Source organism: Sagittula sp. NFXS13, from assembly GCF_040148795.1.
Taxonomy (GTDB): domain Bacteria; phylum Pseudomonadota; class Alphaproteobacteria; order Rhodobacterales; family Rhodobacteraceae; genus Sagittula; species Sagittula marina.
Genome location: NZ_JAGEMH010000024.1, coordinates 1 through 24452, shown reverse-complemented (window position 1 = coordinate 24452; position 24452 = coordinate 1). Strand labels below are relative to the sequence as shown.

Annotated in this window: 21 protein-coding genes; 11 read left to right on the top strand and 10 right to left on the bottom strand. The window is 58.3% G+C overall.

Annotation, left to right across the window (positions count from 1 at the left end):
* Window positions 1-75: 75 nt before the first annotated feature.
* The 3 genes from J4E08_RS22935 to J4E08_RS22925 form a co-directional block, all read right to left on the bottom strand.
* The gene (locus tag J4E08_RS22935; RefSeq protein ID WP_349540485.1) at window positions 76-690 is read right to left on the bottom strand and encodes a plasmid pRiA4b ORF-3 family protein; all 615 of its coding nucleotides are present in this window, start codon (window positions 688-690) and stop codon (window positions 76-78) included.
* A gap of 151 nt (window positions 691-841) precedes the next feature.
* Complete coding sequence (locus J4E08_RS22930) at window positions 842-1120, bottom strand: hypothetical protein (protein ID WP_349540484.1); 279 nt, start codon at window positions 1118-1120, stop codon at window positions 842-844.
* A gap of 21 nt (window positions 1121-1141) precedes the next feature.
* On the bottom strand, window positions 1142-1759 hold the full coding sequence (locus tag J4E08_RS22925; protein WP_349540483.1) for a hypothetical protein: 618 nt from the start codon (window positions 1757-1759) through the stop codon (window positions 1142-1144).
* Between the two features lie 232 nt (window positions 1760-1991).
* On the opposite strand from J4E08_RS22925, the gene J4E08_RS22920 reads away from it, so the two are divergent.
* The 4 genes from J4E08_RS22920 to J4E08_RS22905 all read left to right on the top strand — a co-directional run bounded on the left by J4E08_RS22920 (window position 1992) and on the right by J4E08_RS22905 (window position 6992).
* Complete coding sequence (locus J4E08_RS22920; RefSeq protein WP_349540482.1) at window positions 1992-2585, top strand: transposase; 594 nt, start codon at window positions 1992-1994, stop codon at window positions 2583-2585.
* Window positions 2586-2863: 278 nt separating this feature from the next.
* Entirely contained in the window at window positions 2864-3676 is an 813-nt protein-coding gene (locus J4E08_RS22915) for a hypothetical protein (protein ID WP_349540481.1), read from the top strand.
* The gene (locus tag J4E08_RS22910) at window positions 3673-6033 is read left to right on the top strand and encodes a TnsB C-terminal domain-containing protein (protein ID WP_349540480.1); all 2361 of its coding nucleotides are present in this window, start codon (window positions 3673-3675) and stop codon (window positions 6031-6033) included. Before J4E08_RS22915 ends, J4E08_RS22910 begins: the two co-directional genes overlap by 4 nt.
* Entirely contained in the window at window positions 6030-6992 is a 963-nt protein-coding gene (locus J4E08_RS22905) for an ATP-binding protein (protein WP_349540479.1), read from the top strand. Before J4E08_RS22910 ends, J4E08_RS22905 begins: the two co-directional genes overlap by 4 nt.
* 396 nt (window positions 6993-7388) lie before the next feature.
* On the opposite strand, the gene J4E08_RS22900 is transcribed toward J4E08_RS22905, so the two are convergent.
* The 3 genes from J4E08_RS22900 to J4E08_RS22890 all read right to left on the bottom strand — a co-directional run bounded on the left by J4E08_RS22900 (window position 7389) and on the right by J4E08_RS22890 (window position 10693).
* Window positions 7389-9224 carry a TniQ family protein gene (locus tag J4E08_RS22900; RefSeq protein WP_349540478.1) on the bottom strand — a complete coding sequence of 612 codons (1836 nt, stop codon included), beginning with the start codon at window positions 9222-9224 and terminating at the stop codon, window positions 7389-7391.
* Between the two features lie 589 nt (window positions 9225-9813).
* Window positions 9814-10335, bottom strand: coding sequence for a hypothetical protein (locus J4E08_RS22895; protein WP_349540477.1), 522 nt, complete (start codon window positions 10333-10335; stop codon window positions 9814-9816).
* Window positions 10328-10693 (bottom strand): hypothetical protein, encoded by a 366-nt coding sequence (locus tag J4E08_RS22890; protein WP_349540476.1) that lies wholly within the window; start codon window positions 10691-10693, stop codon window positions 10328-10330. The genes J4E08_RS22895 and J4E08_RS22890 overlap by 8 nt, the downstream gene beginning before the upstream one ends.
* 96 nt (window positions 10694-10789) lie before the next feature.
* Between J4E08_RS22890 and J4E08_RS22885 the strand changes: the two genes are divergently transcribed.
* The 3 genes from J4E08_RS22885 (at window position 10790) to J4E08_RS22875 (ending at window position 13781) form a co-directional block, all read left to right on the top strand.
* Complete coding sequence (locus tag J4E08_RS22885) at window positions 10790-12430, top strand: COG3904 family protein (RefSeq protein ID WP_349540475.1); 1641 nt, start codon at window positions 10790-10792, stop codon at window positions 12428-12430.
* Window positions 12431-12878: 448 nt separating this feature from the next.
* Window positions 12879-13340: a hypothetical protein gene (locus J4E08_RS22880; RefSeq protein WP_349540474.1), complete on the top strand. Its 462-nt coding sequence runs from the start codon at window positions 12879-12881 to the stop codon at window positions 13338-13340.
* Between the two features lie 105 nt (window positions 13341-13445).
* A complete protein-coding gene (locus J4E08_RS22875; protein WP_349540473.1) occupies window positions 13446-13781 on the top strand; it encodes a hypothetical protein in 336 nt (111 codons plus the stop codon).
* A gap of 294 nt (window positions 13782-14075) precedes the next feature.
* Here J4E08_RS22875 and J4E08_RS22870 read toward each other — a convergent pair whose 3' ends face one another.
* The 4 genes from J4E08_RS22870 to J4E08_RS22855 form a co-directional block, all read right to left on the bottom strand.
* On the bottom strand, window positions 14076-14330 hold the full coding sequence (locus J4E08_RS22870) for a hypothetical protein (protein ID WP_349540472.1): 255 nt from the start codon (window positions 14328-14330) through the stop codon (window positions 14076-14078).
* 303 nt (window positions 14331-14633) lie between these two features.
* Window positions 14634-15440 (bottom strand): alpha/beta hydrolase family protein, encoded by an 807-nt coding sequence (locus J4E08_RS22865; RefSeq protein WP_349540495.1) that lies wholly within the window; start codon window positions 15438-15440, stop codon window positions 14634-14636.
* A 58-nt stretch (window positions 15441-15498) separates the two neighbouring features.
* Entirely contained in the window at window positions 15499-16668 is a 1170-nt protein-coding gene (locus J4E08_RS22860; protein WP_349540471.1) for an IS5 family transposase, read from the bottom strand.
* A 71-nt stretch (window positions 16669-16739) separates the two neighbouring features.
* Window positions 16740-17009: a hypothetical protein gene (locus J4E08_RS22855; RefSeq protein WP_349540470.1), complete on the bottom strand. Its 270-nt coding sequence runs from the start codon at window positions 17007-17009 to the stop codon at window positions 16740-16742.
* 54 nt (window positions 17010-17063) lie between these two features.
* Between J4E08_RS22855 and J4E08_RS22850 the strand changes: the two genes are divergently transcribed.
* The 4 genes from J4E08_RS22850 to J4E08_RS22835 all read left to right on the top strand — a co-directional run bounded on the left by J4E08_RS22850 (window position 17064) and on the right by J4E08_RS22835 (window position 23917).
* Window positions 17064-17675, top strand: a complete 612-nt coding sequence (locus tag J4E08_RS22850) for a GNAT family N-acetyltransferase (protein ID WP_349540469.1) — start codon at window positions 17064-17066, stop codon at window positions 17673-17675.
* A 340-nt stretch (window positions 17676-18015) separates the two neighbouring features.
* Window positions 18016-19206, top strand: coding sequence for an Aq_097 family APC-type transporter (locus J4E08_RS22845; RefSeq protein ID WP_349540468.1), 1191 nt, complete (start codon window positions 18016-18018; stop codon window positions 19204-19206).
* Between the two features lie 426 nt (window positions 19207-19632).
* A complete protein-coding gene (locus J4E08_RS22840; RefSeq protein WP_349540467.1) occupies window positions 19633-20406 on the top strand; it encodes a Hachiman antiphage defense system protein HamA in 774 nt (257 codons plus the stop codon).
* The gene (locus J4E08_RS22835) at window positions 20399-23917 is read left to right on the top strand and encodes a DEAD/DEAH box helicase (protein ID WP_349540466.1); all 3519 of its coding nucleotides are present in this window, start codon (window positions 20399-20401) and stop codon (window positions 23915-23917) included. The genes J4E08_RS22840 and J4E08_RS22835 overlap by 8 nt, the downstream gene beginning before the upstream one ends.
* Window positions 23918-24452: the final 535 nt, after the last annotated feature.

The window sequence follows — 24452 nt, the reverse complement described above, 5'->3', positions numbered from 1 at the left end:
GCGTCGACCCGATCATGTCCGCTTCGTGCTGAGAGCGGACCTTCTAGCTCCCGGCGCCAACTTCCGCTGTAGTCTTCACCTTGGTGTGCGACTACGCTCGAACGCCTGCAACGCACCCTTCCGTTTCGCGGCGAGTTCTCGAAGGTTGGCTGCAATCGTCTGCGCTCCGAAATCAACCGGATTGAACGGGCGGCCGTACCAGCGGATCATGTCCTTGTGTTCCGGGTGGCGGCGGTTCGCCATGGCCTCAACAAATTCCGTGAATCCGGATGGGCCGCCGACGTCTTCGGGAGGTGCGGTTCGCTCACCGTCCACGTAAACGGGGTAATCGACACCGCGGTCCGCTGGTTTGACGCTTTCGATGATGACGCGGTGCTGCCAGTTGTCCCCGAAGTCGTAGGTGTAGATGAATTCCGCGATGCCGCGCTCCAACAGAGCGGTGAGGCGAATGCTCTTGGCCTGGTAGACCTTGTGGCCCCATGCTGCGTCCTCTGGACTGGGCTCACCGTAGACGCGCTCTCCGATTGCGAACTCGTAAAGGTGATAGCCTTCCCAATGCATGACCGTTTGGATCACTTCATGGAGGGCGTGCAGGGAGCTGGTCAGGCTCACTTCGACACGGCGCCATATCCGGGGCTCGATGTGCAGAAGCTCAATCCGCAGGCAGGCGATCTGGTCCGTCACGGTCATCTTTCACCGAGTTATCTTCCGTTGGTATGACATTATCCTCGGTCAGATAACTTTTGATAACTTAACTTTATCAGGCGTTTAATCTGCCATCTCGGCGTGGTGCTCCACCCGTCTTCGGCGCTTGGGCACCGACGTGCGGGCACCACGGCACCTATTCCGCCGCCACGCCGCGCCCCGATACCGAAAGGCGGTTCACATACGTCTTGAACTCCCCGGTCGCAGTGAAGCATCGGTATCCGGCCGAGCTTGCGAGAGAGATAAGTTCCGCGCTTTCGCCCAGCAGCACAGCAACGGGCTCCGACAGCTCGGTCTGTATGCCGTTGGGCCAGACGAGGTTTAGGATCGCGCGTTGTTCTCCGGTTTCGGGATCGACGAAGTCAAAGGACATGTCACCGCGGGCATAACCCTGTTCCGCCACCCAGTCGTTCAAGGCCTCCAGTTCGTTGGCCTCCTACTGGCTCGTGATACCGCCGAGAAGAACTTTGTCGGTCAGCCGCGCCGGGCGCGATCCTTCCAGGATGGCGGTGCCGCCATGGAGCAGGGATGCGAGGCATTCGTTGGCGGCATCGGCAAGCAATTCCTTCCGCGCCTCGATGAAGTCCCGATAATTCCCGACCTTCCACAAGTTGGGGTCTTGCGGGATCCATTGCGATTGCAGCGCGCCGGGATGCGCCGCCTCGATCTCCGGGAAATAGTCCTCGGGCCTGCGATCCAAAATCGACAGGTTGGTACCCTTGGTCAGGAAGCAGAAGTTGGCCAGTGCATTGACCTCCGCGCGGGCATAATTGGCCTCGTAGAGGCGGGCACGCGGGAAAATGTGGTGGACTTCCAAGTGGCTCATCTTGCCGAGGAGATTGTTCTTCAACGGCAGGCCCGTGCCCCAGTCGCGGGCCTCGGTCATCCGCGTCAGCATGTACAACACGGGATAGAACCGCGCGCCGACGCTCCAGGAGTGGAAGTGCCCCGGTTCAACCCGCAACCCGCACTGGGCGAGGCGTAACTCCCCGATGAGCCTGTCGAGATCGCCGCCGCTTTGGTCGAGGATGCCCAGATCCTTTGAAGCTTTCAACAGATCCGGAGAAGCGCCCCCACATGCCGGTCTGCACGAACCAGAACAGGAGCTTGTCCCGGGTTTTCTCATCCAGCTTGCCGCCTTGCGTGTCGAGGTAGCGGACCATGACAGGGATGTCTATTTCTCGTAAAGGTATAGCAGACAAACGACCGTTGGAAAGTCTGCGCGGCAGACGGCGTGTCCTGGAAAACTGAGGCGGTGGCCTCGACACTTGCCGCCAGAAATCCTGATGCTGTATTGCGCCGGGATGGAACCGAAACCACTGTCCGAACCAGAACTGCTCCGATGGTACTGGATGTCGCTTTACATGCGGCTACCGGTCGCCGGCATCGCCGCGACGTTTCCATCTGAAGATGCAGCCCGCGCGCGGTTTCGCGACGTTCGCTGGCCGCAAGGCATCGTGTGCCCGGACTGCAAAAGCAATCGCGTAGGGCAGAAGACGGCGCGCGACATTTACAAGTGTGGAAGCTGCGGGCATCAGACGTCAGTCACCGCTGGCACTGCCCTGAGTTCCACGAACATTCCGATCCTGCTCTGGCTGCTCGCGGCCGAGGAATACATCACCCGGCAGGCCACGGGTCGCAAGAACATGCTTACGAACGCAAGTTTCATGGCGTTTCTCGGCACGAGGTCCAACGACACCGTCGTACGCGTGAAGCGCAAGCTCCGTGAGGATCTGGAACCAGGCGGAACCGGGGTGCTGCTCGCGTGCATCCGTTCACCTGATGGCGATGACCGGCTTGCTCAAACACCGGGCCGAGACGATTTCGATGCCCTTGCCGCGGACATCTTCCAGCGCAATCAGGTGCGTGTCCGCCGTTGAGAATTCCGGACGATTTTCCGGGCTTGAGACGTATCCAGACGAAATTTCGGGGCATACGTGGTCTGGGAGCGAGGCAGAACGATCACCCGACAGATGGTCGAGCCTAGGGGCAACGAAGCAGGCAAAGGAGCATGTGCGAGAAAGAGGGCTTTCGTCGTTTTCGGCTTAAGTCATTGAAAATATTGACTCGAATCGACTGATCGCGCCTACTTTCACAAGTGGCGATCTTCTCCGGGCTCAAGTTTCCAAGCGCAGGCTACCACAAAAACGAGACGAACATGGCAGCACCTTTCACATCCTTCGCTATCGACGTCGTGCCGGCTCCTGTGATCCCGGCATACGCGATGGAGGTCTTCGACAAAGGCCCGATGGGTGAGAACCTGGCGGTGAAGCTTGGCTATGAGAACCTCGATCAGCTTCTGCCTTATCATGGTGTCCGGAGCGTCGTTCATCGTTCGAACTTCGCGAAGACGGGCGAATTGGTGGCGCGCGTCGAGGCCGACAAAAATCTTCCGCGCGTCTTCGGCGTCGAGTCCTCCCTTGAACGGGCGACTGCTGTCGCCGCATTGATCAACCCGAATACGTTCGACCTGCATTGTCAGCCCCGCAAGGTTGGTTTCCAGAAGGAGGTCGACGGCAAAAAGTCCAACATCCTGGATTTCCTGCTGACCTTGAAGACCGGGGCGAAGACGTACCTCTACGTCAAAAACGACGACGCCCTGAGCCGTCAGGAAACGACGTTCATCGCCCAGCAGATCAAGCTGGGTCTTCCGGCCGGATGTGGGTTTGCGACAATTTCCGAAGCATCGTTTCACCCGCAGGTTCGTGGCAACAACGAGCGGATTTTTCTGGCCAAGCGCTTTCCTGATCCAGCTGCCGACGACCGTCTCGCGGAGGTCCTTGTCGATATCATCGATGTTCCGGAATTTTCGATTGAGGAGCTGGTCGTGCGTGGTGTTGGTGCCAAAGCACCCAAAAAGGAGATGGGTCGCATCTTCGATGCTGTCCTTCGCGCCATCGCGGACGGTATCCTGAAAACGGACAAGACCCGGCTCATCGATTATCCGACCCGGATCTGCAGGGTGTCATGAGCGTCCTCCCGACATTTCACTTCCCCAATGGAACCCTACTCGAGTTCGACGGACATGCTGTCGTTGTCTCAGGGTTCTGTCGTGATGGTCTGATTGTCTGGAATGAAAACCAGAAAGGCTCAAAAGATCATTTCGTGATCGAACAGGCGGCGCTCCGTGGAATCCTGGCCCGCGTGGATTTTTCGGCTGATTACAATTATTCCCGCGACACCGCCGAGGAGGCCGCACTTGCCGCGGCAGCGAAGGTTGCGATCACGTCGTGGGAGGAAGCATCCTCCAAGGAGCGTGAAGAGGCCCAGATGAAAGAGGCCTGGGCTCTGGCATGCCAGAAGGTCATTCCCGGCGGACGATACACCTGGTCAGCCGTCGAACGCTATTTCGACAAGATCCAGAAAGAGGCGCTCGACCGACAAAAGCGCTTGCACAGAGGGAGAGAGAGGGCAGGGGAGTTCAAGGCCAAGACTTGGAGCCCCAAGAGAATCAGCCAGTTCTGCCAGAAATATTTCGGCCAGCTGCGACCGACGGCCGAGGTCCTTCTGAACCAGAAGAACTCCGGCAACACGAACCCCGGGCGCATGACGCCGCAGGAGTGCCAGCTGCTGACAGATGTTTGCAAGAAGTACCGAGCGACTGACCAGCCGTCGAAAGCTTCCATCGTCGAAGAAGTGAAAAAAGACTTTGATGCAGCGTCGGCGGCGCTGGTCTCGAAGGGGATGCCCCCGCTGAGGCTTCCACACAGGAATACCGTCTATCGGCGGTTGGCGCGCATTCCTATGCACGAGAAGGTCCTCGGGCGTAATGGCCTGCAGGAAGCTCAGAAGCTGCTTTCGCCGACGGAACACGGTGTCAGGGTTCTGAAGCCGGGTGAACTGATCGAATTGGATTTCCAGCACGTGGACGTGTTCACAATGCGCGAGAAGAGCGATTTTTGGGGACTGCTCGCGCCGGATCTTCAGGAGAAACTGGAGGATCAAGAGCGCACGAAGCCCAAGAAGAAAAAAGTGCAGCGCCTTTGGGTGTGCGCGGCCATCGATGTTGCCACACGCATGATCCTCGGTGTCGGCGTGGCCGAGACAGCGAATGTCCGCACGGTGATTGAAGTGTTGGACATGGTCACGCGTAGCAAGGCGGAACTCAGCCGCCTGGCGGGATGCGTCGCCACTTGGTTTCAGGCGACGGGCCTCGGCACGATCGTGGTCGATACGGGAAACGAGTTCTTCAACAAGGAAATCCAGGAAGCCATCGTCTCGCTGGGCGGAGCGTATATCTATGGTCGGACCGGCGTACCTATGGACAAGCCCTACGTCGAAAGGTTCTTCGGGACCTTGCGAACCATGTTCTCGGACAAATTGCCCGGGAAGACTGGGTACTCGCCCGATTGTCTGGTCGCCTACGACAAGGAAGGCTGGGCATGCTTTGATGCGAACGTGTTCCGCCAGCTTCTGTACCGGTTCATTGTCGACTATTATCCGCTGCAGGAACACGGAGGGCTGCATAGAAAGCGTCCCATCGACCAGTGGAAAGAGGCGCAGAAATACGGTGTCGTCGCGCCGCCGCCGGTGCGTGTCAGGCGAGCAGCGACCGGCCTCAAGCTGAAGCGCAAACTGACGAAAGAAGGCATTCATATCCTCGGCGTTCCCTTTGGCGACATGACGCAGTTCCCGAAAGAAATCTGGGGCGCGAACGTGGAACTAGAGATCCGCCTCGATCCGACGGACTTCCGGGAAGTCACCGCCTTCTACAAAGGCGAGCACTACTACCTGGAGAACAAGCGACCGGATCTGGCGCACCACTCGGTGCGGACTTTGATGGCCGCCCTTCACGAGATGCGGGAAACGCGCCAGAGTGACCGGGAGTTTTATGAATACGCCTTGGCGAAATATACCAAGGCGATTGACGATAAGATCGAGCATGCACTTGCCGTAAAGTTCGGAAACGTACTGGCTAGCCATGGCATGCCATCAACTGAATTGAGTGAAAAGACCTTGGCCTGGTTCGAGGACAGCTTCGTCATGAATCTCCAGATCAAGGAAAACCCCACGGAAACGCTTTCGGCAGATATGGAAACGCTGCTCGCTGGAGGCACGGGCCGCGGGATTTCAACACCGGAAATGATCGAGGAAGAAAAGTCGAAATGGACCGCTGAACAAGAAGGCGAAGGCGGCGATGAGGCACCGACAGATGCCGATCCTGGTAACTCTAACGGCCGCAGCGATATGGAACGGGTAGACGGGCGGGAGAACACATCTGACCGGCCCTCGGGCGGAAAGAAACCACGAAAGCAAAAAGCGCCCCCAGGCAAGACGTCGGGCAGGAAATTCTCAGGCGCACCTAAAGGAAGAGGCAGTTTCAAATGAAAGATATGAACACCATGGACGGCATGTCTGTCGCGATGCGCAAGGCACGCCTGCGCAACATGTATTTCCATATGTCGAGGGCGGAAGACCTTGATCGCCTCTTCAAGGCCGCGGCGGACGACTACGACTCCGGCGTGCTTACCGGGAAGCTGTTTGAGGCTAGCTGTCTGACGATTGTGGGCGAAAGCAATTCGGGGAAAACCGAGGAGATCCGGCACGCGATGTCGCGGCTTCAGGCAAGCTGCTCCAAGTTGGAATGCGGGCGGGATGTGCGCAGCCTGGCGATCTTTCTCGATGGCGAAACAACGTGGAAATCGTTGGGCATCAAGATCCTGGAGCAGGTCGGCTACCAGATGTCGCCCCGCAAGACCGAGCATGAAATCTGGTCTCGCGTGCGTCTGCAGTTGAAAACGCAAGGGTACTGGATCGTTCACATCGACGAATGCCAGCACATGTTCGAAACGTTGGGGGAGAAGGACACGAAGAAGGTGGTGAACTCGATCAAGACTCTGATCAAAAACCCTGACTGGCCCGTCGTTGTTGTCCTGAGCGGCATTCCTGAGTTGCTGCCGAAGGTGAACTTTGATCCGCAGTTGAGAAACCTGACGTCAGCATACCACATGCGACCCTTGGACCCGCTGTCGGATCACGACCTGAATGAAATCGATACAGCTTTCTACCACTACGCCGAGGCACGAGGAGTCGAGATCGATGGGATCCGCGACGAGGATACCTACCAGCGCATGTGCTATGCTCATGGCAACCATTTCGGTTTGATCTTCAAGTTCATGGTCGATGTCTTCGCGAACGTCGAAGACGAGCAGACCGAAATCGGTATCTCCTGGTTGGCGGATCGCTACGCGGCCAAGACCGGATGCGTGCCTGGGCACAACCCGTTCATCCGGGAAGACTACCAGTTTTGCGAAGTCAAAGAGCTTCTGGCTGGCATGATGGTCTGACGATCACCACAACATATTTATTTTCCTAAGGATGAGGGGCTCTGGCTTGCGAAAGCCAGGGCCCTTTCGTATTTCTTATCGTGAGCGATACCGATGATCCACCGGTGTAGGCGAAGGCTTCAAATCCGGAAGCCCAATCAGGTGACTCGGACATAAGATGAGGTGATTGGGCGCGAAAATTCCCAATCATTTCAATGGGGCGTTTTCGTGGTCCGGAGCTTCGATGGGGTGATTCACACTTTGTGTCAGTTTGTCGTCCGACATCCATTGTTGGGTTTTGCGACAAAAGCTGCGTTTTTGAATCGGCGATGGATAAGGGCTGATTTCCGATCCCGAGTATGAAATAGGGCGGCGCGATGTGCGCCGCCCTTTTCACTTCAGGCCTGTTCTCCTGGATCAGCTGCCCAGGATGCGCTCGACCTCGGACCGGAGGTACAGGTAGCCGTAGTCGACGCCCTCCGGGCTGAACGGCAGCACGCCTGCGTCGCGCAGTTTCGCCGCCAATTTCTGCCACGCTACTCCCCGGGCCTTCGCGAGCGTGCGGAGCGTCACGAACCGCGCATGGAACACGGCGGCGTCCTTCCCTGTGATGTAACGCTGCATTGCCTTGGTCCGCGGGTTGCGCATTTCGGTAGACGGCACATGGCTATCCCTGACCAGTCGATTGAGGAATACGGGCTGGGCCAGTCCGACGGACTTGGCGAACAGCTCCAGAGACAGGGCTGCGGGTTCATCGGCGCCGAGCACTTGGGCAACTTCTTCGTGGTAAACGTGTACAGAGCCGTAGCCGTGGAACTGCACATTGCGCGCGACTCGCTGGATCCGACCCCGCCGGATCGCATGAATGATCGCCGCAGGACGGATCTTGAGCCGTTGTGCCGCCTTCGAGATGGTTTCCCATCCATGTTGCGCCTGTTGGATGATCTCGGCTCCGGAGAGCAGGCCATCGAGAAAGGCCCGCCCGTCTCGTGGATCCCAGACGTTCTTCGATTTTGCGTTTGGCAGCGCGGGCGTCAGGATTCCATCCTCGACCAGCAGGTCAAATTGAGACCGATTGATGCCGTGCATCTCTGAGAACTGCTTCGCGGAGACAAAGCTGACCATGGGAGCGAGAAGTTTCTGAGCGGCTTGCGCATCGAAGGTCGCCCAATTGTCCGGCATATTCGGATCGATCAGGTTGGCGGCTTCGAGCATTTTCCGGAGCCGGCGCATATCGATGCCCGTTTCCTCGGATGCCGTTCGGACAGAGTGGAGACGCCGGAATTCCACGGGTTCTCCGAGCAGGTCATCACCGGGTCCCATGGGCCAGCTGTCCAGCAGGTGTCGCGCCAACACATCCCGGTACGGTTTGAAATCTGGGTCATCTCTATGTTCGCGTGACAGACGATCGTAGAGCACCGGAAAAGCTGCCTTCGGCCCAATCCGAGGCTCTGCCAAGGCATTCAGCTGCTGGAGATGCGCGATGATCTCGGCCTCTCCTTTGTACGCAACGGCAAAACCGGCGTCATAGGTCAGGTGCTCCCATTTCGGCGCTACATCACGTGGCTTGAGATCATGGAGCCGGAGGAGCGCGTATCCGAGCAGGCGGCAGAAGACCGACGCGGCATGCAGTGGATGCTCGTCAAGCCACGTCTCATTGTGCGGCTCCCCAGCGAGACGACGATCAAACCACACCTCGAACTCAGTTGGAGCACGCGCGTCTCCGTCCATTGCACCGGACGCAATCTCATCCGCGATTTCCCGGAAGCGCTGAGCGGTGTCGTACCGGAGGGATGGCGCGGTGTCCTTCCAGAGGGGGACAAGACTGGTCTGATGTCTCACGCAGAGCGAAACATGATGGATCAGCCGGTGCGCCTGGAACGTCATCGCCCGATGCGGCTCCAGAGACGATGCCGCGATATCCTCCCGGAGGCACACCGGGCAGCCACGCACCTCGGATGTCAACAATGGACGGACTGGAAACCGGTGGCCGTTGATGCTGCGACGATGCCCCTCGCACGCAAGAGGGGTCCAGGCTGCGAGCCTGCCTTCCTCGTTGCCTGATAACCGTTCAAGCTGCCGGAGAGCGTCCGGTATGCCCTTCGCGATCTCGGCGAAGGGCAGTTCCACGTCCTGCCCGAAATCAACGGCGCTCACGCCGCCCGCGGCGGCAAGCCGAGACAGGAAAGCGAACGCGGGCTCCCGCGGGCGGGGCACGTCATGAAGGGGCGAGGGGTATTCGAGGTTCATCATCTTCGCGAGGTATGAGCCGGAATTCGAAACGTCAAACCTATGGCGAGGGATTTCGAAAAATACATGAGCGTGCTGCAGGAAACCCGTCAGGTGAAGCGGCCGCCTGCAATGAGAAGATCCGATGTGGGGCACTCGATATGCCGAGCCATGGCATGCAAGGTTGTCGGAAAACGCCTTGCCGCTCGCCGCTTCAGGCGGAACATGCATCGCGCTGCTCGCATAGGTCGTTGAGCAACTGATGCAATCTTGCCTGACGGATGCGCCTCTATCCCTGACCCAGCTTACATCGATCCAATCATGGCTACAGGTAGGGCGGAGAGCTGCCGTTCGCTGCGCCTTAGACGAACGGCAGCGATGCGCAGGAACCGGTCCTCAAATAATATCCTGGATCGGGCTCGAAGACCCTGTTCTTGTGCTGCTACGCGGCCCGCCGAAGGGGACATCTGCTGCGCCTATGGAACCCGATCGAGGGTCGGTGCCCGCACGGCGGCACGAAGTTTGAATTCGCTGCACAATGCATGAACGTTCGTTTCGGCAAGATAGTCTCAGCAACGTAGGTTGGCGCGCAACTGGCCCCAGGACCCAGCTATCAGGCGCAAGGGTCATCGTCCGCGACGAAACGCAGTCCGCTCAGCAGACTGTCCCGGCCGCCGGTGAGCGTGATCCGGTCCGCCGCCGGAGCGATTAGGCAGGCAAGGCTGCGTGCCTCGTCACCGACCATCGCGCGGACAAGTTCGACGTCGCAAAGACCCGCGTTTACGCAGGTCTCGGCTCCAGAAAAGAAGTCGAACACTGACACCAGCGCAAAACGCAACGCGCCGGCGCTCGGCTCGGACACGCGATCAGCGAACAGTACGGACAACTCGTAGTTGCCCAGCGTGCGCGCGCCTGACGCGGCCTCTGTCCGGCTCAGGGCCTCTCGGATCAAGTTACGCTTTTCGCGCAGATCCTCGCTCACATACCGATCGACATAATCGAAGGTATAGCGTTCCTTGCGGGCCGCACGCTCAGTATAGACGCCCGTGACAGCCAGCCCCAACCCGAAGATCACGGTGATGACCGAGACGATCTGGGAGAGATAGGAGGCACGCTCCAGGCGACTATCACTCACAGATCGCCCCACGCGTAACCTCGACGAAGGGTTCCGTGGCCGTCTCGGCCCGCCGGACCAGGCACCGCCACTCTGCTGCATTCAGCGCTGCGATCTGGGTCGGCGCGGCGTCCGGTACAGACGGTTCGCGGCGGAACATGTTGTTTTGCTGAAGCTTCTTCAGTGCCGCGCGGACATCGCGTTCTGGACAGGCCGCCACCACGATCGTTAGCGGATCCGACTTAGCCGCCTTGAGGTATGCTTCCAGATTCTCATGGACGCAATTCAGATCTTCTACATTGAAGCGCAGCTGCTCCTGCGCGTTGATCGGCGCCGCGACGCAGATCGCAAGGGCGAGAAAATCGAGCCTCGTTCGCAACAGCGTTACTCCTCTAAAACGCACTTCGAGGCTTGACTATGAACGACGTGTCTTGAGAATGTAAAGTCACGGCGAGAATATAGACAGGATTTGACGGTGACCTTCTTGCGTTTGACTAGCCTGTTTGTTTCCGCGCTGCTTCCCGCGATGGCGTCGGGTGCCGAGGTCGAGCTTGTGCATCTGCGCTACGACCCCGACTATCCCACGATCGTCTCCGAACTTGCCATGACACTTACAGGTGCGATCGAAGCGGGCGACGCCGACAAGATCCGCGCACTTAATCCCTACAATTCGCCATTCTGGGCCGATGCGATGGGCCACGCCGAGATCATGCTAGACAGTCAAGGCGGCTCCTTCGAAGAAGCCATCAAGATCATGGACCTGTTCCGCCAAGGCGCAATCAGCACCCGCGTAGCGGCCGACGCCGAGTGTTTCTCTGCCTGCGCCGTCGCCTTTATGGGCGGCCAGCACGTAAATGATGCCTCGTTGCAATGGCCTCACCGCACCGTCGAGCCCGGCGGGCGGCTCGGCTTCCACGCTCCCAGTCTGGAAAACGTGGGTGAGGGCCTAGTCACGGCCAAAGAACTTGCCATTTCCTACGAGATCGCGCTCGACGCGATCGCGGCAATCGTCGCGCGGAAAGAAGATTTCCAGATCGCAGATAGCCTTATCGAGACCATCCTGGGGACGCCGCCCTCAGAGATGTACGTCCTCGAGACGATCGACGATTTCAAGCGATGGCGCATCGGGATCAATTTGGCCGAGACCCTAAACTGGGTTCCCAATCAGCGCGAGATGGCGGGCCTCTGCCGCAACGTCTCTCACTGGGAAGACGGCGCGTCGGCGATCGTCACCGAATGGGAGGGGTCGGGACCGTTGCCCGAGGAGCTTATCTACGAAAACCGCGTTGCCGCCCTCGCCGGGCGGTTCGCGCCGGTCCCGTGGTCGCGAAGCTCAGACAGCTTCATGGCGGTCCAGACGCTGGAATACGAATGGAACGAGTTCTGCGTCGTCCACGACCATCAGTTCCGAGGGAATCACTCAATCTCCGTCTACGACACCAATTCCGATCCGGCCAGCTTTGTGGCGACGCTTGCGAACACCAATGCGCCGCGCACGGCCTTGTCGAGCAGCGACGCACTACATCCACAGACCAAACTGGCAACCCTGAAAACCGGCCCGCCGGTATTCGACTTCTCCGCGCCGCAGCCGCCGCCGCGCTTCTCCGGTCTCGACGCCATCGCGACCCCGTCGCTCGCCCAGTTCCGCGCGAGCGGCGCGGGCAACTCATCGACCGCCAACCAGCTCGTTGCGCTCCGGAGCACGTGGGGAAATCCCGAGGGTCTGGGCAGTGGCAGCATGGCCGCGACATGTCCCTCGAAGAGCGCCGAGGACCGTATGTTCTGCGTCCTCCTCGGCTGCAGGCGACCAGGCGGGCCTATCGGTGTCCATGTGATGAGCTTTGGTATGATGCTGCCGTCGCGCCTGGACTTGTCGGTGGTCATGCAGAATGGCTATCGCCTCGACTTCCCTTTAGACGCGGTGCCGAACGTCCCGATCTTGCACTACAAGCAGCCACCCGCAAACACGGTCGACGTTTTGCTTCGGTTCTTGAAGAAGGACCAGTTTGCCCGGATCGAATACACCACGCAGACTGGCGAAAAGGCCCACATGATGTTGCTTTCGGGATCCCACCGAGCCCTCTCGCGGATCGAGCAAACATGCTTCAATGGCTGATGTGCTGCGTCGAACCTACGGCGCTGCATGGCACCGCCCAAGAGCCAACGCCTACCGCACTCGCGGCGTAAGTTCGGCGACGTTATGAAAGAGCGACCATACTTACTTCTGCATTGAAAGTTCTACTGTGAAGTGGTTAGCCGTTTGAAATGGAGCCTCGACTTCGACTCCAACGCGCTGTCCTGCGGGCGGCGGTTCAGGGTATGTATCCTCGCAACTGCAGCAGAGTGGGCGCTGCGCCCTGCACAAACGTCCCAAATGGGCTGGCCCGGCCATTCGCTGCTCAAGGCATGAAGGTCCGGTGAGGGCCGGGAGCTACGCTGCGCGGGGAGCGCGACCAGGCGCTTGGTCCTGCCGTGCAGCGAAGGTCCGGAACGAGCCCAGATTGACGACTGCTTGCTGGCGAAACATTATCGGCCGATCAAAGCTGAGTTGGCGAGGGATTTGAATGAAACTTGTGGTTCGATATCTTCTCGTCTTTGGTGTCCCTCTACTGGCTTCCATGCTCTTGTTCTATGGCTGTGTCCCTCTCAGAGCAGAGGCCCATCACATCTCGAACGAATGGTTGAGCTTGGCGCTTTCCTCACACGAACAGGATAAGGGCGCTCCCTTCGCAGCCCTCGGAAAAGACGGACATACCAAGATTTTCAGGAAGATAGAACATTTGGCTATTTTCACCATCCTGCTCGCCAGCTTTGTTTGCGCCCTGATTATCACACCTGATCTCTCTTCAGAACGGAAGCTGAACCTGCTTACGGCAATGGTCGTCGGACTGTGTTTCGCAGAGTTCGCAATCGGTTTCGGACTTTTGAATTGGCTGGATTTTGGAAAGGCGGCAGCAGCCGGATCGGTGCTCGCGGGTTCAGTCGTCTGGCTACGGAGTACTGTCATGCGTAAGCAGACCCGTTGACACGGACGGCGGCTTCGTCCCGCACACCGGGGGCGGCGAAGGTCTGGAAAAAGCCCGTAGATGCCGGAAAAGCGTTGAACTAGTATGAGGACGAAGGAGAACAGTTTGCCGGATGTAGCGTCACGAATTGGGGCTATTTTAGACGTTGCAATATCGATGGCGCTGGCGGCTAGCGTTGTTTTAGTAATGCTTGTCTTTGCGGATTTATTCACGCCTCCCTCCGGTACAGTCGGGACGTATCCGAATTATCTAACTAATTTGACAAAGGCAGCTTTGTTTCAAGGGCTGCTCTTCAGCCCAACCATAAGTTGTGCAATCGCATGGCCGATCCATATCTGCCAGAAACGTCGAGGCCAGCGGGTTTTTGTTTGGCTGCGCTTTGTGGTTTTGGCGTCTGCGGTATGGGCATGGTTTGTCTTTACGGCTTTGAGTGATCTCTAATCTGCTCAATGGCAGCTTCGTCCGCACTGCCGACCTTCACCCACGAAAAATGCTGCGCGATGCACGAATGGCTGCTTCGGTGACGGTGCGTTGCCGCATCGAGGGTCGCTTCGAACGGCAGGTCTGGGCCGTTCACGTCGGTAGCATGCCTATCAGGCCCCAGCTTTGCTCTATCTGCGCCTGCAGCGAATGGCGACTTCGCTTCCGGTTTTGAACACCTAGGAAGTAGCAATCTCCATGAAAAAGGCCGCCCGAAAGGGCGGCCGAAATAAATTGGATCGGGTGGTTCTGGCGTCAGTCGCCGGAAGCGTAAAGCAATGCGATGTCACGGTGATGCAAAGCGCATTCGGGATCCTCGCGCACAAGGACTGCAGCCTCAGCCTCAAGAATGACATCGCAGCCGTTTTCGAAGCTGTATTGCCGCTGGCCGGTCGGCAGGACGCTTTTCACCGGAACTTCGTCCATCGGACGTTCGACTTGGGGCGCGGGATCTGTGCAACCTGACACGACTGCAAAGAATGGAAGTATCAGAAGGGCTGGTTTCATCATGAAGCTCTCTTATTGCTATCTGACGCAACTTGCGCTGCCGGGGTTTAGTTGCTGATCGACACGTAAATCACCACACTTGGTGACCTGCTCCCCGTGGAGGCCGCGTTCTTTAGTTCGCTCTGTTCAGGTTTTGGTCCTCTATTGACCGTTGGTGATACTCCCACGGGGTAAGCCCGTCGAGGCTCCTGTGGGGGCGGTGGTGAATGGCCGCTTCGGCGACGCTGCGCTGCGGCACAGGCGGTCGCTTCGAACGACCGGTTTGGGCCGGAAACCGACCGAAGCTGCGCGCTGAACGAACGTCTGCTAGTGCATCTCTGAAAGTTCCCTGATCCAGTCTGAAATCTGGTCCAGTGCGCCCGGCGCAAAGGCATGGCGTCCCTCCACAAGGAACCTCCCGATAGCGTAGGACGACCAGTCTTCAGAAAGTTGCCAGTTGTAGGCATGTGCCTTCAGGAGACCATGCGTCGCATCCGGCATGATCCGGATGCGGGTAGGTGCATCTCGCAAGCCGAGCGAGTCCTTGAACGCGGCCGCATTTCGGTGCGGGTCGACGTTTAGGTCCTCGGATCCCCAGACCGCAAGAAGAGGAAGATCCAGCACAGACAAGGCCTGCCGCGCATCAGCGCTCCGGTTCTGGTGGATGAACCGCCAACGATCAGGCGACGTTCCCGCAGGTGCATCAGCGACCGTTGCATCTTTGCCAAACACTTGCTCGTCATCGATGGCCTGCTCGGCAAGAGCGGACTCGATCTCCTGCTCGTCAAGACCGGCGCGGCGCAACCGGACTCGGGTGAAGTAATCGCCCTGATCCTGCCAAGACACCGCAGCGCCGATCAGGATCAGAAAGTCGGCATCGGCGCGTGTCAGTGACGGCAGAACCCATCCGGCCTGGGAAAAACCAAGCACGCCTATTTCCTTGTCCTCGAAACGCTCGTCCAGAAGCTGAAGAACGCGACGCGCTTCGACGGTCCGATCCATCATTGTTTGACGCAGCCAGTTCCCTTCCGACAATCCGACGCCGGGCTTGTCCCAGGACGCGACAGCAATCCTTTGATCTAGCAGGCTGCTGAAGAAGTGGGGCTCGAAGGACGTTGTTCCTTCCGCCGCGATTTGAAGGCGGTCTTCTAAGGCATCGACGGCGGACGCCGGGTCTGGGTTGCCTTGTTCGTCACGCTGCCAGGAGTTTCGGCAGCCTTGCGAGGTTGCAAGCCGCCATGGTCATCGTGAACTGCGCGCGGACCCTGTCGAGGCCGCGGTGAAAGGTCTGGGCCATCCCGCCCACGGTCTTGGCCCAGCCGAAGGGTTCCTCGATCTTCTTCCGGCACCTTTGGGACAAGGCGTAGCCGGGACGGTGGGTGGTCCGCCCGTCGATGGCGGAATGCCGGGCCTTCTGCGCGACATGTGGTGTCACGACCATGCGCCTGAGCGCGGCGACGAAGTCGGCGCTGTCGTATCCCTTGTCGGCCCCGAGCGTCAGGCGCCGGGTCGAGCCCGGTGAGTGGCGATTGATCATCTCGAGCGCCGCCTTGCGCTCGCCATGGCCGTCGGCGTGGGTCAGGTCCGCCTGCACGACCAGGCCGTTGCGGTTCTCCATCAGCGTATGGCCCATGAAGCACAGCATCGCCGCGGCGCCCGGCGCCTTCTTGTAGAGACGGGCATCGGGGTCCGTCACGGACGCATGGGTCGCGTTCGAGCGCTTCTCGCCCCGGAAGTTCACTTCGGCGTTGCGCGGCGGGCGGGGCGTGTCGGGCATCGGCTGGGTCTCGGTCTGCTGGTCGGTGTCTGCGGGGGGCTCTTGGATTGATGGCAGCGGGCCGCCGGGATCGTCGTCGTGATCGGGTGGAGGGCTGTCCTTCGGCTGAAAACTCTTCGTGGAGGCCCACGCCTTGACCAGTGTGCCGTCGACCGAAAAGTGCTCGTCCGACAGCAGCGCCTTGACCGAAGGGTGCGTCAGGATCGCGGCCATGACCTTGCGCGACATGTCGGTCGTCAGCAGCCGGTCGCGGTTCTTGCTGAACACCGTGGGGACCCAGACCGGGTCGTCAATCCCGAGCCCGACGAACCACCGGAACAGCAGGTTGTAGTTCATCTGCTCCATCAACTGCCGCTCCGAGCGGATCGAGAACAGGATCTGGAGAAGGCTCGCCCGGATCAGGCGCTCCGGCGCGATGGAGGGGCGGCCGAAGTCGGTGTAGAGCGCGTCGAACTCGGCATCGGGACTCGCCAGCGCGTCGTTCACGATCTGCCGGATCTCGCGAAGCGGATGACCCGCTGGAACCCGCTCCTCAAGGTCCACATAGCTGAACAGCGATCCGCTCGCTTCGTCCGTCCCACGCATCGTCACCCTCACCGCCGCTGCCGTGCCGGAAGTGAATCATGTTCTCGAAACCGCGTCGAGACCGGCCTTTTTCAGCAGCCTGCTAGAAGAGCGTTGATCATCGGCGCGTAGCCGCCTGACATTGTACGATCTTGCGCTCCGTCCCCGTGAACCATCGCAACGGCGGCGATCACCGCTTCGTCCGGAAGCCAGATCGTGCCCGATAGCTCGATGCCAGAGACCGTGACCTCGAACGGCTCGCTCACTCTGCGATCCACATCATGATCGGTCATGCGCCAAAGCAAGGCACCCGCTGTCGACGCCAGAACAATCCCAGCGAACAGAACAACCCGTAAGTTCATTTGAAATCAGACGTCATCGTAGCCACCTCTGTTTAATTATGGAGAGATCTTGACGTGAAAACAATCTACGCAAGTGAGACATTTCTCATTGAAAGCGGCTTCCGGGCAGAACATCGCCACCAAGCTGCCCTCGGATACTGGCGCGCCTTTTCGCGCAAGCTCCGGTATCCATTTGGACCAGAGGGGAAGGCCGTGTCCTTCATCGAAGGTGTACTGGACCCGACCCACGCCATTTCTGCCGTATCGAACGAAGGGCAGTTTCTGGGGATGGTTGGCTTCAAGACGCCGAATGGGGCGCTCGTCGGTGGCGGTCTTGGCGATCTTGCGCGCACCTATGGATGGATCGGCGCCACGTGGCGCGGTCTCCTGATCAACATTTTGGAACGAGACTGCAGCGACAGGTCACTGCTGATGGACGGGATCTTTGTCGAGCCTGAGGCCAGAGGCAGGGGCGTTGGTACAGCGCTTCTACATGCCGTGGAAAGGCACGCAGCCTCTATGCAGCTGCAGAGGATCAGGCTGGACGTCATAGATACCAATTCGCGTGCCCGCGTGCTCTATGAGCGTGAAGGGTTTGCGCCACTGTCTGTCCTGTCGCTTGGTCCGTTGAAACCGATCTTCGGTTTTTCCTCCGCAACGCAGATGACGAAGTCCATCGGTCGCTGACCAGGCCCGCAGGCCGCCAAAGGACCTGCAAAGCATGTCATCGTCGTCCGCCCAGCGGACCTTGGGCGGCCGGAATTGCTGCGCAGTGCATGAACGACTGGTCTGGGGAAGCCGCGGCGCAGCCTCGGGTCCGATGATGAAAGGCAGGTTTGGGCCGCGAGCGATGCTGGCCCGAGCGCCCAAGGCCCGCCGCGAGAGGTGTAACCATGCGCTTGGCCTACCGCGACGCCGCAAGTCCGCTTCGAGCCCAAATTGGCTGACGCCTCGCGTCAACCGAAAATCTGCTGTCGGGGCATCGGGCCAAGTTGCCCAGCCGACTGCGATTTGATCTTATCGGGCCATGCTGAACATAGCGATTCTGGCAACCTCTGTCCTTGTCGGTGCCCTCCTGATTTGGCCCCGGCTCTCCAATGCGCCGGTCTGGAGAGCGACGATTACACCCTTGGCCTCCATCATCGGGAGCGGGTTTCTCGTTCTGGGGCCGATCCTCGATGTCAGCTATGGCGGGTATGCGCCGCTGGTCATGCTTGGCTTATGTGCGATCGCTTATCTGTTCGGGGCCGCAATAAGGTTCAACATTCGGGACATCGACGCACGCCCGGCGCCGTCTCGTCTGCTCTCGCGCCTTGAGCAGGCGTCTTCCGTTGTTCTAGCCTTCGCTTTCATCGTTTCCGTGGCCTATTATCTCAATCTCTTCGGCGCGTTCGGGGTGAGCCTGACGACGCTGAATGACGCGTACCACGCCAACTTGCTGACCACCGCCGTTTTCCTGCTGATCCTTTTCACGGGGATGACGCGCGGGTTTAGTGCGCTTGAACGTATGGAGCAGGTCTCGGTCGGGCTGAAGCTGTCCATCATCGCGGGGCTGTTGCTCGGGCTCACGGTGCATTTCGGGCAGGTCGCGGGCCGAGGCGCATTGGAATTCAATCCGCCGCAAGTCACCGGGTGGGCAGGGGTGACGCTGATGGCCGGGCTGATCGTGACGGTCCAAGGTTTCGAGACATCACGGTATCTCGGGGTAGCCTATGACGCGTCTTTGCGGATCAAGTCCATGCGGCTCGCTCAGTGGATATCCACCGCAATCTACTGCCTCTACATCGGATTGCTGTCCTATGCCTTCGAGGTCGATCCGCTGTCCTTGAACGAAACAGCAATCATTGACTTGATGCAGGTTGTCGCCCCGATCCTACCCATTCTCTTGGTTGTCGCAGCCCTCAGCGCCCAATTCAGCGCCGCAATCGCGGACACGAACGGCTCGGGCGGCCTGATGGTCGAGACGACCAAGGGCATCGTCAAGGAAAAGTCGGCCTATGTGTTGTTGGTTGGCCTCGGAATCCTGCTGACATGGATGGCCAACATCTTCGAGATCATCAGCTATGCTTCGCGAGCCTTCGCCCTCTATTACGCAATGCAGTCGAGCATCGCCGCGATCCGCGCATCGCAACGCCTGCATCCATGGCAAACAACGGGCTTTGCAATCTTGGCGCTTCTTGGCGCCGCAGTCGCCGTGTTCGGAACGCCGGTCGAATGACAAGCGGGGATCCTCAAACCTTACGTTGCCGGCGGCAAGGTCCAGCACTGTTGACCTCCGACGGTGGCGTCGGTTTGCAAGCGCGGAGAATGGCAGCTTCGACGGGCCGCGCCGCAGCATCCTTATCCAAGGCTGAAGGTCCGGTCTGGGCCGCAATCGTCGATCGCGTTCACGTCGATCAACGCGAGGGGCGGGCAGCGGTCATTCGCTGCGGATAGAATTTTTGTCGGCTTTTGAGGTGCGGCACAGCTTGTCAAGTGTCTACAGCAATAGTACCTCTGCAAATAAAACGGAGCGTGAAGGTGGCTAGCGCCCCAGCTGAAGCTCACAAAAATATACCATAATAGACTTGAAACGGTTTTTTCGCCAATCTCTATACGTTGCTCACTTGAAGATTTTTATCCCTCTTGATCATGTGGAATGTGAATGAGTGACCTCCCAGATCTACCGTTTGACGATTGGTTTGACCCAACTCGAGACGTAGATGCTAAACCCGAGTTCACGGTGCTCTGTGCAGACGACGGCTTCCGTGAGGAAGCCGTCGAAGCGGCAGCAAACGCTCTGCCTACACACTACATTGCGACCGAAAGGCTTGATGGTATCCTCAAACGACTGGGTAAGCCTGCCGCAGCCGAAGCTGTCAGACAAAAGATCCCAGAAAATCTGAAAGCCCGCTCTGGCGACTTTGGTGAGATCCTCGCATCACACTACATCAACCAAGAAACCGTCTATGATATGGGAATTGCCAGGCTTCGCTGGAGCGATCACCCTGAGATGGCAATGCGTGGCGAAGACATGCTGGCGTTCAATGAGACTGATGAGGACCTGTTTATCCTCAAGGGCGAGTCCAAGAGTAGAGCCAGACTGAACACTAAAACCATGCAGGAGGCCCGTGACGGTCTCAACAAGAATGACGGCCTTCCGTCACCACATGCCCTGACTTTCGTTGCAGATCGCCTCCATGAGACCGGAAAAACTGATCTTGCGGAAAAGATCGATGATGTGAACCTGACCGCGAGCATTAGACCCATCAATGTCTGCCATATGCTTTTCACCCTTTCCGGAAACGATCCGACTTCATTTCTTGAGGCGGATCTCACTGGTTATGATGGTGACAACGAGCAGATGAGTGTCGGAGTTCGCATTCGTGATCATGGCGCATTCATAACCGATGTCTTTGAGTGCGACATCCATGGCTAGAACACAGGACGGCCTCGTATCGGCAATCGAAGCAGCAACCGTACCGGATTTTCGCAATGATCTACTTGCCCGCGGCCGCGCCCGTGCTCTCATTATGCGAGACGGTGTGCTTCCAGATGACGCGCCAAATTTCGACTTCCATCTTCCTAATGACCTTCTGAGCTATGGCTTCAGTCTTCTAGACCACTCGCTACGCCTCGAAGAGCTACTTTCCGAGGATTTTTCGACCAAGGTACCCAATGAGCAGGCAGCCTTGCTCGAGCAAGGCTACAAAGCCGCTGCTGAGGCGCTTGCGAGCGTAGTGACAAACGCTGGCACACAGGACCCTGATCGAGACTTCCATCGTCTTGTCGCCGGATGTGCCTATCACTTTGGTCGGCTTGCCGCTCGGGCCTATTCCCTTGTCGACGAAACAAAAGGCAGCGAACTTCTTCTGCCAGGAGGCGAAGTTGTAATCCGGTTGTTGGTCAGAGATGTTTCAGGGCTTCGAGAATTCCTTTTCGAAACGTTGATCGACGAGGAGCTCGATAGCCTGATTGAATCCGCGATTGACCGAATGGCGGCATTAGACCGATCTGACGAAAACATTAAAGATGAGCGGACAACTATTGTCGGCGCTGCGCTGACAGACCACTTCTTGCGTAGCATCGCAGTAGCCTTGCATGCATTCGAACTTGGGGACGGAAGTTTCTTGGATGACGCGGTGAATCGATTGACCGAGGGTCTGCAGATCTCCGCAAATGAAGCGCTCGTAGAACATTGGTGGCTGCACAGACTTGCCATTCGGCTACTCAGGGACCTTTGGAAGGATAGCTTCCACGAACGCCTGCCGGATCCCATCGGTCCCTTCGATGGGGCCGCTCAAGCCCGTGAGACCTATATTGCGGCGCTTTTCTCCCGGGATCAGGCTGAACTTGGGCTATGGCCTTCCCAGATCGAAGCGGCCGACCGCGCTTTCGATCTGGAAGATGACATGGTCGTGGCTTTACCGACCAGCGCGGGTAAAACTCGGGTGGCTGAGTTGTGTATTCTGGCCACTCTTGTAGCAGAAAAGCGCATCGTCTTCGTAACCCCTCTTCGATCGCTATCTGCTCAGACTGAAACCAGTCTGCGCAAGACATTCGGTCCCCTCGGAGCTCCTGTTTCTGCGCTGTATGGCTCAATTGGGGATGTTGGTCCGGACCACGATCTACTGGTGGATGACAAGATCGTCGTTGCCACACCAGAGAAACTTGACTTTGCGCTGCGAAGTGATCCGGACCTCCTAGACGATGTTGGGCTCATCGTACTCGATGAAGGCCACATGATAGGAACAGGTCAGCGCGAAGTTCGGTACGAAGTTCAAGTGCAGCGTCTCCTTCGGCGTAAAGATGCAGATCAGCGCCGGATTGTTTGTTTGTCTGCAGTTCTACCCTCAGGCGACGCACTCGACGACTTTACAGAGTGGTTGACTGGCGATCCCAAGGGCGGGCGGATCGAGAGCGACTGGAGACCGACGGAGCTACGATTTGGAGAAGTGCGATGGTTCGGTAAGAATGTCCCAGGCCATGCGCGCCTAGATATCGATCTCCGGGGTCAGGATACCTTCGTTCCCCGATTCATCAAAGGAATGGTTCCACCTGTTGGCAATCGGAAGAAACCATTTCCGGCAGATCAAAGAGAGCTTTGCCTCGCAACTGCTTGGCAGTTCCTCAACGAAGGCAGGACCGCCCTAGTCTTCTGCCCGCAAAGACGTTCAGTCGGACCGTTCGCGACTTCTATCGTGGACCTGCATAAACGAGGTGCGTTGGCCTCTGTCTTTCGGGGAGATGCGAGCGATCTGGACGCAGCCTGTGCGATCGGATTGGAGTGGTTCGGCCCCGATAGCGATGTCATAGCTTGTTTGAAGCTTGGGGTGGCGATCCATCACGGCAGTCTCCCGACGCCGTTCCGGCGCGAACTGGATCGGTTAATTGCAAGTGGGGTTCTACCACTCGTGATTTCATCGCCAACCCTCTCGCAGGGTTTGAATCTCTCGGCTTCAGTCCTCATTTTTCATGGGCTCAAGGGAGGAAAAGACTTTCTCACTCCCGCTGAGTTCCGGAACGTGGTGGGGCGGGCTGGGCGCGCATATGTAGACACCGAGGGTCTCGTTCTTATGCCCACGTTCGAAGGTGGAGAGAAAAGGCAAAAGACTAGGAGGGCGTGGAGGGCTCTGATAAAGGACACCAAAGGTCGTGAGATGAGAAGCGGCCTTGCCCGAATCGTATGGGTTCTTTTTCGCCGCCTAAAGCTGCAATCCGGTCTGAAAAATATCGACGAGGCCATCGAGTACATCGCGAACACAGATGCGTGGTCTTTGCAGCGGTTGAAGACGGACAGAAAAGACCAGGAGTGGCAAGCTACACAGCGGCAATGGGCCGATTATTTGGACAGTCTCGACACGGCAATCCTTGCTTTGCTTGGTGAAGTTGAAACTGAAAGCGTTCCAGATGTGGCCGCATTGCTCGACGATCTTCTCGCCTCCTCGCTCTGGGAGCATACGTTGGAGGGCTTGAAGCATGGCCAAGTCAAACGACTGAAAGCAACCCTTGAGGCAAGAACGCGCATAGTCTTCGAAGCAACCACTCCGACGCAGAGGCGCTTCTTTTTCTTGGCCGGGGTCGGCCTGTCCAACGGGCATGCCATCGAGAAGGCCATGCCTGCCCTTGGGCCAGACCTTCTCGCCGCCGAAGCGGCTCTCATACTGTCGGATGCGGACGAGACGACTGCAGCCTTGATCCGTATTGCAGAGATCGTGTTTTCGATCCCTCCTTTCATCCCGAACGATCTTCGCGCCGACTGGAAGGATCTCTTGCGCACATGGCTGGCGGGAGATCCGCTGCCTCATGAGGACGGGGACAGTCTTCCACGCTTCGTTGAGGATGCTTTTGTCTATCGTTTGGTCTGGGCTTTGGAAGTGATCCGGCTCCGAAGCGATTTACCTGATGCCACGGAGACCGTTGGGTACTCAAGTGCGGAAGTTGAAATCGGACGTGCGGCGCTGGCTGTAGAATGCGGGACATCGCGCGTTCCCGAGGCGCTTTTGCTCCGTGCTGGCCTTGGCTCTCGCCAAGCTGCTCGTGCTGCGGTCGAAAGAACATCGGCAGACTTTGACACACGGGCAGGGCTGAGGGCTTGGCGACTATCTCCGCATGTTAGATCCCTTCAACTGCGGTTGGACTGGCCAACGCCGGAAACTCGCGCGATCTGGAAATCCTTTCAGGACAGCATCCGCAAAGGGCGCTCGCGGAAGTGGCGATTGGAAACGACGAAACACGCTGTTCGATGGACTGCAGATTCACTGCCAATTGGAACCGTACTTTCTTTGCGAGACGAAGAAGACGGAAAGACCGGTGTGTACAGCATCGATTTGCATCGTGTGGGTATTCTTGAGAGTGCGATCCAAGTAGGTCGAATTGGTGTCACCATTGCTTGGGTCGGGCCAGATGGAGAGGTGTCTATTCGGTATATCGGTCCAGATCGCCGTTGATCGTATGATGCGAGAGACGTTCTGTATCAGCGAGGTGATTACCTCGTCAGACGTACCGTGGCCAGCTGTTTGACCAAGTAGCCGCAGCGAATGGCCGCTTCAACAGGCTGCGGCGCAGCATCGACGACAGAGGTTGGAGGTCGGCTTCTCTAATTGGGCGTTTGGGTCAAGCTCGTTTTCCTTCTTTCTTGTGGATCATTGTCACTCATCCGGGTCACGCTTCTCTTCGCAGTCTGGTTGATGCCGTCGGGCATCGCTGCACGCATGTGTCGGATTGGCAGCGGAGAGCCTTGCTATGGGACGCGCTTCTCGTTGCGCAGCAGACCTTTTCGGCTTCTTCCACAGACCTCGTCCGGAGAGGGACGATCCCGCTGGACTTTAGGTGTGGCGGATCAGATCATGCTGTGGTGTCAACGGCGGCGCAAAAGCCTGCCAGCGGGGCGGAGCAAAAGTAGGCCAGTTTGGTGCGTGCGCCTTGGGGCGTGATGCCCTCAAATAGCAAGCACGTTCCAAGGCGCATTGGCCGTCAGGCCAA